Annotated in this window: 14 protein-coding genes; 11 read left to right on the top strand and 3 right to left on the bottom strand. The window is 35.3% G+C overall.

The window, feature by feature from the left end:
* Positions 1-55: 55 nt before the first annotated feature.
* From dxs to recN, 4 genes are all read left to right on the top strand, one after another.
* Positions 56-1,933, top strand: a complete 1,878-nt coding sequence (gene dxs / locus IEU51_RS01715) for a 1-deoxy-D-xylulose-5-phosphate synthase (RefSeq protein WP_186087792.1) — start codon at positions 56-58, stop codon at positions 1,931-1,933.
* The gene (locus tag IEU51_RS01710) at positions 1,920-2,702 is read left to right on the top strand and encodes a TlyA family RNA methyltransferase (RefSeq protein ID WP_186087794.1); all 783 of its coding nucleotides are present in this window, start codon (positions 1,920-1,922) and stop codon (positions 2,700-2,702) included. The genes dxs and IEU51_RS01710 overlap by 14 nt, the downstream gene beginning before the upstream one ends.
* Before the next feature lie 85 nt (positions 2,703-2,787).
* Positions 2,788-3,240, top strand: coding sequence for a transcriptional regulator AhrC/ArgR (gene ahrC / locus IEU51_RS01705; protein WP_186077605.1), 453 nt, complete (start codon positions 2,788-2,790; stop codon positions 3,238-3,240).
* 13 nt (positions 3,241-3,253) lie between these two features.
* On the top strand, positions 3,254-4,918 hold the full coding sequence (gene recN / locus IEU51_RS01700; protein WP_186087797.1) for a DNA repair protein RecN: 1,665 nt from the start codon (positions 3,254-3,256) through the stop codon (positions 4,916-4,918).
* Here recN and IEU51_RS01695 read toward each other — a convergent pair whose 3' ends face one another.
* Positions 4,919-5,170, bottom strand: a complete 252-nt coding sequence (locus IEU51_RS01695) for a DUF2627 domain-containing protein (RefSeq protein WP_186087800.1) — start codon at positions 5,168-5,170, stop codon at positions 4,919-4,921.
* A gap of 199 nt (positions 5,171-5,369) precedes the next feature.
* On the opposite strand from IEU51_RS01695, the gene lpdA reads away from it, so the two are divergent.
* The 5 genes from lpdA to IEU51_RS01670 all read left to right on the top strand — a co-directional run bounded on the left by lpdA (position 5,370) and on the right by IEU51_RS01670 (position 10,548).
* Positions 5,370-6,776 (top strand): dihydrolipoyl dehydrogenase, encoded by a 1,407-nt coding sequence (gene lpdA, locus IEU51_RS01690; RefSeq protein ID WP_186087803.1) that lies wholly within the window; start codon positions 5,370-5,372, stop codon positions 6,774-6,776.
* Between the two features lie 10 nt (positions 6,777-6,786).
* Positions 6,787-7,782, top strand: a complete 996-nt coding sequence (locus tag IEU51_RS01685; protein ID WP_186087806.1) for a thiamine pyrophosphate-dependent dehydrogenase E1 component subunit alpha — start codon at positions 6,787-6,789, stop codon at positions 7,780-7,782.
* Positions 7,775-8,758, top strand: a complete 984-nt coding sequence (locus IEU51_RS01680; protein ID WP_186087809.1) for an alpha-ketoacid dehydrogenase subunit beta — start codon at positions 7,775-7,777, stop codon at positions 8,756-8,758. Before IEU51_RS01685 ends, IEU51_RS01680 begins: the two co-directional genes overlap by 8 nt.
* A gap of 10 nt (positions 8,759-8,768) precedes the next feature.
* On the top strand, positions 8,769-10,049 hold the full coding sequence (locus IEU51_RS01675; RefSeq protein ID WP_229713791.1) for a dihydrolipoamide acetyltransferase family protein: 1,281 nt from the start codon (positions 8,769-8,771) through the stop codon (positions 10,047-10,049).
* Between the two features lie 61 nt (positions 10,050-10,110).
* Positions 10,111-10,548 (top strand): BrxA/BrxB family bacilliredoxin, encoded by a 438-nt coding sequence (locus tag IEU51_RS01670; RefSeq protein ID WP_186087812.1) that lies wholly within the window; start codon positions 10,111-10,113, stop codon positions 10,546-10,548.
* A 29-nt stretch (positions 10,549-10,577) separates the two neighbouring features.
* Here IEU51_RS01670 and prli42 read toward each other — a convergent pair whose 3' ends face one another.
* Positions 10,578-10,679, bottom strand: coding sequence for a stressosome-associated protein Prli42 (prli42, locus tag IEU51_RS01665; protein WP_186087829.1), 102 nt, complete (start codon positions 10,677-10,679; stop codon positions 10,578-10,580).
* 68 nt (positions 10,680-10,747) lie between these two features.
* Between prli42 and IEU51_RS01660 the strand changes: the two genes are divergently transcribed.
* Entirely contained in the window at positions 10,748-11,872 is a 1,125-nt protein-coding gene (locus IEU51_RS01660; RefSeq protein WP_308808162.1) for a M20/M25/M40 family metallo-hydrolase, read from the top strand.
* A gap of 70 nt (positions 11,873-11,942) precedes the next feature.
* Here IEU51_RS01660 and IEU51_RS01655 read toward each other — a convergent pair whose 3' ends face one another.
* A complete protein-coding gene (locus tag IEU51_RS01655) occupies positions 11,943-12,788 on the bottom strand; it encodes a helix-turn-helix domain-containing protein (protein ID WP_186087832.1) in 846 nt (281 codons plus the stop codon).
* A 97-nt stretch (positions 12,789-12,885) separates the two neighbouring features.
* Between IEU51_RS01655 and IEU51_RS01650 the strand changes: the two genes are divergently transcribed.
* On the top strand, positions 12,886-13,800 hold the full coding sequence (locus tag IEU51_RS01650; protein WP_186087835.1) for a ribonuclease Z: 915 nt from the start codon (positions 12,886-12,888) through the stop codon (positions 13,798-13,800).
* Positions 13,801-13,827 lie beyond the last annotated feature (27 nt).

Below are 13,827 nucleotides of genomic sequence, written 5' to 3'. Positions count from 1 at the left end.
TTGTGATTAATATTAAAATGATATAATGAGTAAAGTACAAAAAGGTGGGTGCTATATGGATTTATATAATATAGAAGATCCCTCATTTTTAAAAAATAAAAGTGAAGATGAATTGAAAGAAATTGCACAAGAAATCAGAGACTTTTTAATCGAATCATGTGCAAAAACAGGTGGACACATTGGTGCAAACCTAGGAGTAGTAGAACTAACACTTGCTCTCCATAAATTCTACAATTCACCAAAGGATCAAATTATTTTTGATGTTGGACATCAAGCATACATTCATAAAATATTAACAGGAAGAATCAATCAGTTTGATTCACTCAGACAATATAAAGGGTTATCCGGATTCCCTAAACTCAGTGAATCAGAACACGATGTTTGGGAAGCAGGACACTCTTCAACGTCTCTCTCAGCAGCGATGGGGATCGCTAAAGCAAGAGATATTAAAGGAGAAGACTTTTCGGTCATTCCAATCATCGGCGACGGAGCATTAACAGGTGGTATGGCGTTAGAAGCGTTAAATCACATTGGATCAGATAAAACTAAGATGACAATCATCCTAAATGACAACGAGATGAGTATTGCGCCAAATGTTGGAGCACTTCATAATATGCTCGGTCGAATTCGTACTAATACGAACTACAACCGTATTAAATATGATATAGAAGAACTGTTATCTAAAATTCCAACTGTGGGTTCATCGATTCGTGGTGTCGCAGATCGAGTAAAAGATAGTCTAAAATATTTAGTTGTAAATGGTGTGTTCTTTGAAGAACTTGGAATTAAATACATTGGTCCAGTCGATGGTCACAATTTCCAAGATCTAGAACGCGCATTAAAATCAGCGAATGAAGCAAATGGACCTGTTCTAATTCATGTCATTACCAAAAAAGGTAAAGGATACCATCATGCGGAGAATGACGCTGTCGGTACTTGGCATGGTCTTGGACCTTATAAAATTGAAACGGGTGAATCACTTGGCTCAGGTAGCACGATGTCGTGGAGTGAGTTTATGTCAAACTCAGTCTTTGACCATGCTTTAGTAGATGAAAGAATCGTTGCACTTACGCCAGCAATGCCTGTAGGCTCTAAACTTCATAAATTCCAAAATGAATTACCTGAACGCTTTTTTGATGTTGGTATTGCTGAACAACATGTGGTCACAATGGCTGGTGGACTTGCAAGTTATGGCATGAAGCCTTATGTTGCGATATATTCAACATTCTTACAAAGAGGATACGATCAGGTCTTACACGATATTGACCGTCAAAAACTCAATGTGTTCTTTGGAATCGACCGCAGTGGCTTAGTAGGTGCTGATGGAGAAACACATCACGGTGTGTTTGATTTAACTTTCCTATTACCATTACCAAATATGGTAGTTGTTATGCCTAGAGATGAAAAAGAAGCACAGATGATGATTGACTTCGCCGTTAACTATGAAGGACCAATCGCATTTAGATATCCTAGAGGTAATGTTTTAGGTATAGATATGAATGAAGAGAGACCAGCAATTGAATATGGTAAATGGGAAACTGTAAAAGAAGGCAAAGATATCACTGTAATTAGCTATGGACCAACCTTAATTGATGTGCTAGATGCAAGTGAAGAACTAAAAACAAAAGGTATTAATGTTAATGTTGTAAATGCACGCTTTATAAAGCCGATTGATACAGAATTAATTACAAAAATAGCTGAACAAAACCAACCGATTTTAGTGGTAGAAGAAGCAATGCTCGCAGGTGGACTAGGTGCTCTTGTTCAGTCATTCGTTATGGATTACGATCTAAAAACGCCTGTCAAACGTATCGGTATTGATGATCAATATGTTGAACAAGGCAGTGTTCCTGAATTATTAGAAGAGGTTGGTCTCACTAAAGAAAATATTGTAAACAAAATCGAAGAGATTATAAGCAATGAAAAAAACTAAAACTAGAGCTGATCTTTATCTATATGAAAACTATAATTTAGGTACAATCGAAGATATTAAACGATTGATTATGGCGGGTAAAGTATTAAATAACAATGCACCTGTATACAAACCATCTGATATTATCATTGAAGAATCAGCGGATATACGTTTTAAAAATATTAAAGAATTTGTTTCACGTGGAGGGCTTAAGCTACGTGAAGCGATTCAAGTCTTTAACCTCGAGTTTAATGACAAAGTCGTCGTTGATATTGGCAGTTCTACTGGTGGATTTACAGACTGCGCACTGACACATGGTGCGAAACGTGTCTTTGCTGTAGATGTTGGTACAAATCAACTGGATTATAGTTTAAGAGTTGATGACAGAGTCATTGTATTAGAACAGACAAACTTTAAAGATATTACAGATGAAATTGTAGACAAACCAAATACGTTTACGATTGACGTAAGTTTCACTTCAATCGTTCCTATTTTAAGACATATTAAAGTACTTTTCGATCATGAATATGAAGTGATTGCACTTATCAAACCTCAGTTTGAAAGTTATTTAGAAGAACGTGAATCAGATGGCATTATTAGAAACGCTGAAACTCAAAAAAACACGGTGATTCGTGTAGTAGATGAGTGTGAAGCAATTGGTTTTAGTACGTACCAAATTATTGAATCCCCAATTAAAGGGACAAAAGGTAATACTGAATTTTTACTGCATATTAAAAATGATCATAAAAACAATAAATTATCTGAAGAAGAAATCACAGCAATGTTTTAATTGCTGTGATTTTTTTGATTTGTATTCTTTATTGACGTTGTGGTATATTCGAATAAATATACATGTTAAAGAAAGGTGATATCTAATGTCAAATAAGTCTGTGCGTCAAATTAAAATTAGAGAAATTATTTCTAGTCACAATATCGAAACTCAAGAGGAGCTTGTTGAAAAGTTACTCGAACAAAAATTTGATGTAACTCAAGCAACGGTGTCGCGAGATATTAAAGAATTACAGTTGTTTAAAGTACCAACTGCAGATGGTTCATATGTATACAGTATGCCTCAAGATAGAAAGTATCATCCTCTGGAAAAGCTTGGAAGGTACTTAATGGACAGCTTTGTAAAATTAGATTCACATGATAACTTACTTGTTTTAAAAACATTACCAGGAAACGCTCAATCCATAGGAGCAATCCTCGATCAACTCGAGTGGGAAGAAGTCGTTGGAACGATCTGTGGTGATGATACATGCTTACTTATTTGCCGTGGGGAAGAAGCATTACAGACAATTAAAGAACGTATTTTTAACTTAATTTAAAGGTGTGTAAACCATGTTACTTCGTTTAAACATTAAAAACTTTGCTGTACTTGAAAATATAGAACTCGATTTATACGACAAATTAACCGTCATTTCAGGTGAATCGGGGACAGGTAAATCTATGTTAATCGAAGCCATGGGTTACCTCGGTGGTAAGCGTGCAAGTACAGAAGATATTCGTTATGAAACTTCAAGTTCCGTTATTGAAGGTGTGTTTGATTTTCCAGACACAGAGAAGTTAAATAAAGTGCTTGATCATTATAATATTCCCATCGATGAAGTGTTTATTGTCCGTAGAGAAATTATGCAAAATAAGAAGAGTATTATTAAAGTAAATAATCAACTTGTTACTCTTACTGCTTTAAGAGAAATAATGGCTGAAGTATTTACGATACATACTCAAGATGCCCATGATGATATTCTGCGTAAAGAGAACCAACTCAATTATCTAGATCTTTTTATTGAACTTGAAGAAGAGCAAGTATATAAAGATTATCAAATGGCATATCAGAACTATCGTTCAATTAGTACTCGCATTAAAGAGCTAGAATATAAAGACCGCAACAGATTAGAGCAATTAGATTATTTAAAACTTCAATTAAAAGAGATTAGTGCACTGAACCTACAAAATGTGGATGAAGAAGAGGAATTGGAAGAAGAGTTAGAATATCTCATGAACTATGAAACTGTTCATGAATCACTCCAAACAATTGAATCTATGTTTAATTCCGAATTGAGTATTGAGACACAACTTTACGAAATTAACTCAACACTCGATCGAATTGTTCAATTCGCACCGAATTATGAATCATATCGTGAACAGCTTGAGAGCAGTTACCACCTACTAAGAGAATTAAATAGTGAAGTCAATAGAGATATAACAAGCTTAGAATTCGATGAAAACAGGCTAAACGAAATTCAAGAGCGGCTGAGTTCTATCAACTACCTAAAACGAAAATATAACGAAACGTTCACTGGTCTAATCGAATTACAAGGTAATCTTGAAAGAGATATCGAGGCGCTCGTAAACTTCTCTGCATCTTATGAGGAACTTCAAGAGAAAAAGGAACACGCATTCAAAAAAATGGAGTCTTATGCGAAAGAATTACATCAATTACGTATAGATCGTAAAGATTTCTTAGAAACTTCAATTGAAAAAGAACTGCAAGATCTAGATATGCTTCATTCACAAATAGAAATCAGTGTTAAAGAAGGACAATTTAATGAAAAAGGATTTTCAAATGTAGAATTCCTGATTTCAACAAATAAAGGAGAACCGATGAAGCCACTAAACAAAGTTGCTTCAGGTGGAGAAGTTTCCAGAATAAACCTCGCTTTAAGAACTATTTTCTCTACTTTTGAGAATCAAGCACTTGTTATTCTGGATGAGATAGATACAGGTGTGAGCGGTTATGTAGCTACAAAGATGGCAGAGAAAATGAAATTACTGTCTAAAACAAGACAAGTATTTACAATTTCACATCTCCCACAAGCAGCGGCAACATCTGACCATCACTTAAATGTATATAAAGAAGTCATTGATGGAAGAACTGTTTCTGTCGCTAAATACTTGAATGATGAAGAACACACATATGAAATAGCACGTATGTTAAGTGGCTCTGAACTTAACGATGCTGCAATCAACAACGCACGAGAATTAATAAACTCTAGCAAATGATTATTTGCTAGAGTCTTTTTCTTTCATAAAACGTTCTTGTGCACGTTTGTTTTTCTTTTCTCTATGGAGTATGTAACCTGCAATAAACCATATGCCAAGTACTGCAAGTATAAGTCCTACAATGAATTGTAGAGCTACTGAAGAAAAGGGTGGGATGGCTAAACCAAATATGGCATCCCTCATTAATTTAATTCCATACGCTGCAAAAATACCCGGGATAACGAGTATCAATAGCGCGATTATTTTTTTCAAATCATCACCACATATTTTTGTTATTTTCTGAAAATAAGGTCACACAATCAAAAATCTTTTCAGTGTTGTATAATGGATTATAGATTAGATAATTGAGTACCAATAACTTATATTATACTAATTGGTATATTAAATTTCAGTAGTTCTGAAATTTTTTTAAGTAAATGAGTGGTATGACCACACATCATTGGAGGTATTTATGGCTAAACATTATGATTTAGTAGTAATCGGTGGCGGAACTGGTGGCTATGTTTCTGCAATCAGAGCAAGTCAACTAGGACTCAGTGTTGCTGTTGTTGAAAAAGAAAAACTCGGTGGTACATGCTTACATAAAGGGTGTATTCCTACAAAAAGTTTACTCAAGTCAGCTGACATAATCGAGCAGATAAGAACAACGAACACGCTCGGTATCACAGATTTTGAAATTAATTTTAATTATAAAAATATAGTGAATAGAAAAGAAGAAGTTGTGGACCAAATGTATAAAGGTGTCCAAGCCTTAATGAAAAAGAACAAAATTGATATATACGAAGGCTACGGGCGCATGCTTGGACCGTCAATATTTTCACCAATCAGTGGGACTGTTGCAGTTGAACAGAGTGATGGTGAGAGTGAAATTTTAACGAATGACTATGTATTAATTGCAACTGGAACAACACCACGTGCATTACCATATTTAGAATTCGATGGTGAAGTAGTGATTTCGAGTGACCATTTCTTAACTCAAGAATCATTACCGAAATCAATCTTAATTATTGGTGGCGGAGTAATTGGTGTAGAATTTGCATCATTATTATCAGACCTAGGTGTTAAAGTTACAATTGTTGATGTTGAAGATCGCTTATTAAAGTTAGAAGACAAAGATGCATCTCGTGCGATTGAAAAATCATTTAAAGAAAAAGGCGTGACTGTTCATACAAGTACACGATTAGAGGAAGGTCACCTCACTAAAAATGAATCTTCAATGACTGCTAAAATAAATGGAAAACAAGATGAATATGATCAGGTGCTTGTAGCAATCGGACGCGTACCTCTAACAGATGATCTTGGACTTACAAATACAAAAATCAAAACAAACAACGGATATATTGAGACAAATGAATTTTATCAGACTGCAGAATCTCATATATACGCAATTGGTGACTGTATTGGTAAGCTACAACTTGCACATGTCGCAACTAAAGAAGGTGTGATTGCAGTAGAAAAAATTGCACATCAAACCCCATTAAAGCTCGATTATAAATCTGTGCCTAGATGTGTATATTCAAATCCTGAAATTGCATCGATTGGATACACTGAAGATGAATTAAAGGCTAAAAAAATTAAATATAAATCGAGTAAGTTTCCTCTTGCAGGTGTAGCAAAAGCTATGATTGAAAATAATGGTGGTGGTTTCGTTAAACTCTTAGTTGATGAGGATGAATCCATTCTAGGTGCCACAATTGTAGGCGCACATGCGACAGAATTAATAAATGAACTTTCACTCGCTAAATTCTTAGACGTGAGTATGTCCGAACTTAAAGAAACAATTCATGCCCATCCATCAGTTGGAGAAGGTATTTTTGAAGCATCATTAGATGCATTAGGTATAGCAATTCATAAATAGGAGGTTCATTATGGCAAAGCATATTGAATTAGGATTAGACAACGAAGATTTAAAAAATATGTATCGTACTATGTTACTATCAAGACGTTTAGATGAGCGTATGATGTTACTTAATAGAGCGGGTAAATTACCATTTGTAATTTCATGCCAAGGACAAGAAGCTGCTCAAGTAGGTGCAGCGTATGCATTAAACAAAGAGCACGATATCTTAAGTCCATATTACCGAGATCTTGGTGTTGTGACTGAATTTGGAGTTACGGCAAAGGATAGTATGCTTGCAGCATTCGCTAAAAAAGAAGATATCTCGAGTGGCGGTAAACAAATGCCAGGACACTTTGGTTCTAAAAAGCACAATATTATCACTCAAGGGTCAGTAGTAACAACGCATATATTACATGCAGTCGGTGCAGCATATGCAAAAATGTTGGATGATGCTGAAGGGATTTCTTTCGCAACTTTAGGAGAAGGTTCTACTTCTCAAGGGGACTTCCACGAAGGACTAAACTTTGCAGCGATTCATAAACTTCCATTCATCTGCATGATTGAAAACAACGGTTATGCCATTAGTGTTCCGTCAGAATTACAATATGCAGTAAGTGACTTATCTAAACGTGCATTAGGTTACGGAATGCACGGTGAACAAGTGGATGGTAATGATCCCTTAGAGGTTTATAAGGTGATTAAAGAAGCACGTGAACGTGCAGTGAATGGTGAAGGTCCAACACTTATTGATGCGATTGTACATCGTTTAGGTGCACATTCATCAGATGATGACGATAAATACAGAGAAAAAGAATTTATCGCCTCCTTAAAAGAAACAGATTGCATGGTTACTTTCAAGAAATATATGTTAGATGAAACAGATATAAATGAAGATTGGTTTATTGAATTAGAAGATGAAATTAAAGCTGAGATTAATGAAGCAACTAAATATGCTGAAAAAGCAGAATATGCAGCGCCAGAAGACGCATTACTAAATGTATATGAGGAGGTTCACAATGGCTAAGATGACCTATTTAGAAGCGATACGCGATGCCCTTGATTATGAAATGGGAAAGGACAACGATGTATTCGTGTTAGGAGAAGACGTAGGTAAAAAAGGAGGCGTATTTAAAGTTACTGATGGGTTACAAGAAAAATACGGTGTTAAAAGAGTACTCGACACGCCTCTAGCTGAATCTTTAATTGCAGGTACTGCAATTGGCGCAGCAATGATGGGTAAAAGACCTGTAGGAGAAATCCAATTTGCTGAGTATATTTTACCAGCAACAAACCAAATCTTAAGTGAAGCTGCTAAAATCAGATACCGTTCTAATGGTGACTGGAATTGTCCAATGGTAATTCGATCACCATTTGGTGGTGGAATTCACGGTGCACTCTATCATTCACAATCAATTGAGAGTGTCTTCGCATCAACACCAGGACTAAAAGTAGTTATTCCCTCTTCACCAAGTGACGCAAAAGGTTTACTCATCTCTGCAATTAGAGATAATGACCCTGTATTGTTCTTTGAACATAAAAAAGCATATCGTTTTCTAAGAGAAGATGTACCAGAAGGCGAATATACTGTGCCAATTGGTGAAGTAGACGTAAAACGTGAAGGTGATGACATTACAGTCATTACGTATGGGCTTTGTGTACACATGGCGATTGAAGCGGCTGAACGATTAAAAGATGATGGTTACGAAGCGAAAATCGTAGACTTAAGAACAATCTATCCGTTAGATAAAGAAGGCATTATGAAATCCGTGAAAAATACGGGTAAAGTGTTACTGATTACTGAAGACAATTTAGAAGGTAGCGTGATGAGTGAAGTATCTGCAATCATTAGTGAAGAATGCTTCTATGATTTAGATGCACCCATAATGAGACTTGCAGGACCAGACGTGCCAGCAATGCCTTATGCACCGCCAATGGAAGACTTCTTTATGGTAAATCCAGATAAGATTTATAATAAAATGAAGGAATTAGCAGAACACTAGGAGGATATTGATGGAAATTATTAAAATGCCAAAACTTGGTGAGAGTGTTCACGAAGGAACGATCGAAGAATGGCTTGTACAAGTAGGAGATGCAGTTTCAGAATACGACCCGTTATGTGAAGTACTTACTGACAAAGTGACAGCAGAAGTTCCATCTTTATATGATGGTGTAGTAAAAGAAATTCTCGTCGAAAAAGGAGAAACAGTTAGTGTAGGGACTCCAATTTTAAAAATTGAAACAGATGATAACACATCGAATGGTGAAGATACTAAAATCGAAGAAGTAGAAGATAAAAGAGAACAGACCAAAGAATCAGTTTCTTCATCTGCACAAGATAAAAAAGAAAGACGACAAACGGATGCATCGAAACCATCAGGCATGAGAATTTCACCAGTTGTAATGAGACTTGCTTCAGAAAATAATATCGATCTTAATGATGTAAAAGGTACTGGTGCACTCGGACGCGTAACTAAGAAAGATATAGAGAAATTCATTGCATCTGGAGGTAGCAATAAAAAACAAGTACAAGAAACTAAGGCAGAAGAACGTGTAATTGATAACGTACAAGTAGAAGCACCAAAAGAAGTATCTCACCTTAAAGGCAGTCGCATTTCAGTTACTGGCGTAAGAAAAGCTATTGCGAATAAAATGACTCAGTCTGTGAATGAGATTCCTCATGCATGGTTAATGATGGAAGTAGATGCTACAAATCTAGTTGCACTCCGTAATAAGCATAAAGAAAACTTTAAGAAACAAGGTGTTAATCTTACTTATTTCACATTCTTTATAGATGCTGTGACAAAAGCGTTACAAGAATACCCAATTTTAAATAGTACATGGCAAGGCGATGAAATCCTTGTACATGATGATATTAATATTTCAATCGCTGTTGCATCAGATGATAACTTATATGTTCCAGTAATAAAAGATGCAGACAGATTATCTATTAAAGGGATAGCAGAAGAAGTTGGTACTTTAGCGACACTTGGTAGAAGTAATAAGCTGACTCAAAGTCATATGAGTGGTGGTACATTCACTGTAAACAATACTGGAGCATTTGGTTCAGTACAATCTATGGGAATCATCAACCATCCACAAGCTGCTATATTACAAGTTGAGTCTATCATCAAGAAACCTGTCTTTATAAATGACATGCTTGCAGCGCGTCATATGGTAAATCTATGTATGTCAATAGACCACAGAATACTAGACGGACTAGTCGCTGGTAAGTTCTTATCTAGAGTAAAAGAATTAATTGAAAACATTGATCCGAATCAATCAAACCTCTAGCCTTTACAAATTATACTCATAAGCATAAACTAAATATAAATGAGTAAGAGGAGTGTATTAAATGGACTTAGATATTAACTTATATATGAATGACCTTGTTTCAAATGCACGAGGAGAATTAACAGATGCTGGTTACACAGAATTACTTACACCAGAAGATGTTAACCGTGAATTAGATAAAGAAGGTACAGCACTTGTAATGATCAACTCAGTATGTGGATGTGCGGGTGGCATTGCGAGACCAGCTGCAATTCATTCATTAAACTATGATCAATTACCAACACGTTTACTTACTGTGTTTGCTGGACAAGATAAAGAAGCGACTGAAGCAGTTCGTGAAAGAACACCTGACTTCTTACCTTCATCTCCATCATTTGCATTCTTTAAAGATGGTAAAATTGTAGATATGGTTGAGAGACATGAAATTGAGGGACATGATGTAATGAGTGTCATCACTGATCTTCAAGCATGGTTCATGGAATACGGTGAAGAAAGATAAAAAAAGTGGTCGCAAGACCACTTTTCTTTTTAGAAGCTTGTTAAATAGCTTACACCCATTAGTAAACCTGAAACAACGATTAAGATAATCATCGCCCAAATAATTGCGCGTTGAAGTTTTTTATTCGACATTACGTTCGACCTCATTTGTATTAATATATTTTTATTTTACCGACTTATTTGTCGATTATCAACTAGGAGTGAATATATTGAATAAGGAAAGACTTGTAAATCATTTATTAGAACTTGTACAAATTGATTCAGAATCAGGAAATGAACGCGAAATTGCGGATCATTTATTTAAGCTGTTTTCTGAAATGGAACTCGTAGGATTTGAAGATGATACACAGAAAGAAACGGGTTACGGTGCAGGAAACTTATTCTTTGTGCTTAAAGGTGAAGAAGATATTGAACCAATTAGTTTTATGGTTCATATGGATACAGTAAGTCCTGGTAATGGAGTTAAGCCTAGTGTTGAAGGAGATTACATTGTATCTGATGGTACAACAATTCTCGGTTCAGACGACAAAGCTGGTGTTGCTGCTGTTATTGAAGCGATTCGCACGATAAAAGAAGAAAATATTCCACACGGTGATGTAGAAGTAGTCGTGACTGTTGGTGAAGAAACAGGACTTATCGGTGCTAAAGCTTTTGATACTTCCGTATTAAACAGTAAGTTTGGTTATGCCGTAGATGGAACTGGTGAAGTCGGTACAATTGTAAACCGTGCACCTTCACAAAATAGTATCGAAGTTCATATTCATGGGAAACCTGCACATGCCGGAATCGAACCTGAAGCGGGTGTATCTGCAATCAATATCGCAGCAAGAGCAATTAGCAATATGAACCTTGGTCGCATTGATGCTGATACAACTGCGAATGTTGGACGTATCGAAGGTGGTAAAGCAACAAACATTGTGAGTGACTACGCTTATGTTCTTTTAGAGTCACGTAGTTTAGATGAGAAAAAACTTGCTGACCAAACAGCACATATTGAAGCGAAGTTTAAAGAAGCGGCTGAAGCGCTTGGTGGTAAAGCGGATGTATTTGTTGAGTTTAAATATCCTGCATTACATGCAAAAGAAGATAGTGATGTAGTAACACTTGCTGTAGAGGCATCAAAAAACATTGGTCGTGAAGCAAACATTATCTCTTTAGGTGGGGGAAGTGACGGTAACGTCTTTGCGGGTCAAGGCATCGATGTTGCAATCCTCGGACTTGGATATGAAGAAATTCATACAACAAAAGAAAGAATGCCTCTTGAAGAGCTTTATAAAATTACAGAAATGATCATTGAACTTGTAAAATTACAAGCATTGAAGTAAAAACTTAATGATAGATCAATTAAAAACGCACTAGACTTTCTAATAGTCTAGTGCGTTTTTAAGATTTATACTATTCGTAATAAGATTGCCAAACTTGAACGATACATTCGTCTTCAATATCGTTTACAAGTCCTTTAATTACCTCGATTGAAAATTCTGTTTCAATATCATATTGTTCTTTTACTTGCCACTTTCTATAAATATGTTCATAGAGCTTTGGGATTTCTTTTTCTATTTGACCATTTGACTCAAATATTTGATAGTTTGATGAAGGTGTATATACCGTTTCAAATGCTGTGTCAATATTAGAAGGGGTACCTACAAATACTTGTATATCACCATCAACATATTGTTCTAAGACTACAAGTCCTTTTACTTGGCCGTTGTTGTGTTTAAGAATCTCGCTAACAATTCCACTGTTCATTAGATAGTTTAAATATCTAAACTTTTTTGTGTAGTTATAACTATTTGCTGCAAAGAATTCTGTGATACCAATGAGACGAATGCCATCATGATATCTTGATTCCGTGAATGGATCTCTTTTTGTCGTTGGTCTTATCTCAAAAGAAACGCGAAGTTGTAGAGGAATCGTATTGATATGTTTATCAACATCATAAACACTGATGCCAAACTGTTTTTGGAATTTATCTTTAAAAAGTTCTAAATCAGGGTGATTATAATACTTAATGATATCAACAAGTCTTCTATGACCGTCATATACTTCTAATGCAATCTCTGTGAGCTGCCTTTTTTCTTGATACTCTTTAGGAGTCATGCCGACTAAAGAGATAAATAATGTGAGAAATGACTTTGTTTCGATATCGTCATCTGCAAGCACGGCGTCAAAGTCAATCGTCTCTCGTAAATGGTCTTCAATATATACTATAAACTTTTCAATAAAATGAATTGTATCCATAATTTCACCTGTCTTCTTTAATTATTATTCCACGATGTGTGTTAAAAGACAAGCTTAGTTGTGATATAATGAACTCAATTTGAAAAGAGGTAAAAGTATGAAATTAACAGTATTAGGATCAGGAGCAGGGCTACCTTCTAAAGAACGAAAAACACAATCTATCGTACTAGATTTGATTCCTGAAATAAATGCATATTTTTTAATTGATGCAGGGGAAGCACTTCAACATCAACTTTTACTTACGAATATTAAACCAAGAAAAATTAATCATGTATTCATCACTCATCTACATGGAGATCACATTTATGGATTACCAGGTTTTTTATCAAGTCGAGCATTTCAAGGCGGAAATGATCGACCATTACATTTATATGGTCCAAAAGGGATTAAAGAGTGGTTGGAACTTACATTTCACATTTCAGGTACAAGTTTAAATTATCCACTTTTTATTCATGAGATTGGAGATGGGATGAAGTTAGAAGTAGAAGGGTACACTGTACAGGTGCGTCTACTTGAACATCCTGTGGATAGTTATTTATTTGTATTTGAAGAACCGGACAAAGAGGGGTCATTAGACGCTGCTAAATTAAAAGAAATAGGAATTAAACCTGGACCAATATATGCTGAAATAAAGAATAGTAAAACGTTTGTTCACGAGAATATTACTTATAGGACAAGTGATTTTTTAGGTCCAGTTACACTTGGTAAAAAAATTGCGATTCATGGAGATACGAGACTTATAAAAGATGATGAATACAAAAAACTAATTGAAAATAGTGACGTCGTTATACATGAAGCAACATTTTTAGATTATGAAAATGAAAAAGCGCATGAGTTTGGACATAGTGAAATTCATGAAGTCATGGAACTATTTAGTACATTAAATATTGATACAACAATTTTTACTCATATCAGCAACCGATACGACGAAACGTTTATTAAAGGGATAAAACAGACTCTTCCAACAAATGTATGGATTGCAGAAGATTTTTTCTCATTTGAAGTAAAATAAATCTCCAAGCAATTTTGCTCGGAGATA

This window comes from Phocicoccus schoeneichii (assembly GCF_014635565.1).
GTDB lineage: Bacteria > Bacillota > Bacilli > Staphylococcales > Salinicoccaceae > Phocicoccus > Phocicoccus schoeneichii.
Note: the sequence above shows the minus strand (reverse complement) of the source record. Positions and strands in the feature narration are given on the sequence as shown.

Coding starts and splice junctions, on each gene's coding strand:
- dxs (WP_186087792.1), top strand. CDS start 56: ATGGATTTATATAATATAGAAGATCCCTCATTTTTAAAAAATAAAAGT.
- IEU51_RS01710 (WP_186087794.1), top strand. CDS start 1,920: ATGAAAAAAACTAAAACTAGAGCTGATCTTTATCTATATGAAAACTAT.
- ahrC (WP_186077605.1), top strand. CDS start 2,788: ATGTCAAATAAGTCTGTGCGTCAAATTAAAATTAGAGAAATTATTTCT.
- recN (WP_186087797.1), top strand. CDS start 3,254: ATGTTACTTCGTTTAAACATTAAAAACTTTGCTGTACTTGAAAATATA.
- lpdA (WP_186087803.1), top strand. CDS start 5,370: ATGGCTAAACATTATGATTTAGTAGTAATCGGTGGCGGAACTGGTGGC.
- IEU51_RS01685 (WP_186087806.1), top strand. CDS start 6,787: ATGGCAAAGCATATTGAATTAGGATTAGACAACGAAGATTTAAAAAAT.
- IEU51_RS01680 (WP_186087809.1), top strand. CDS start 7,775: ATGGCTAAGATGACCTATTTAGAAGCGATACGCGATGCCCTTGATTAT.
- IEU51_RS01675 (WP_229713791.1), top strand. CDS start 8,769: ATGGAAATTATTAAAATGCCAAAACTTGGTGAGAGTGTTCACGAAGGA.
- IEU51_RS01670 (WP_186087812.1), top strand. CDS start 10,111: ATGGACTTAGATATTAACTTATATATGAATGACCTTGTTTCAAATGCA.
- prli42 (WP_186087829.1), bottom strand. CDS start 10,679: ATGTCGAATAAAAAACTTCAACGCGCAATTATTTGGGCGATGATTATC.
- IEU51_RS01655 (WP_186087832.1), bottom strand. CDS start 12,788: ATGGATACAATTCATTTTATTGAAAAGTTTATAGTATATATTGAAGAC.
- IEU51_RS01650 (WP_186087835.1), top strand. CDS start 12,886: ATGAAATTAACAGTATTAGGATCAGGAGCAGGGCTACCTTCTAAAGAA.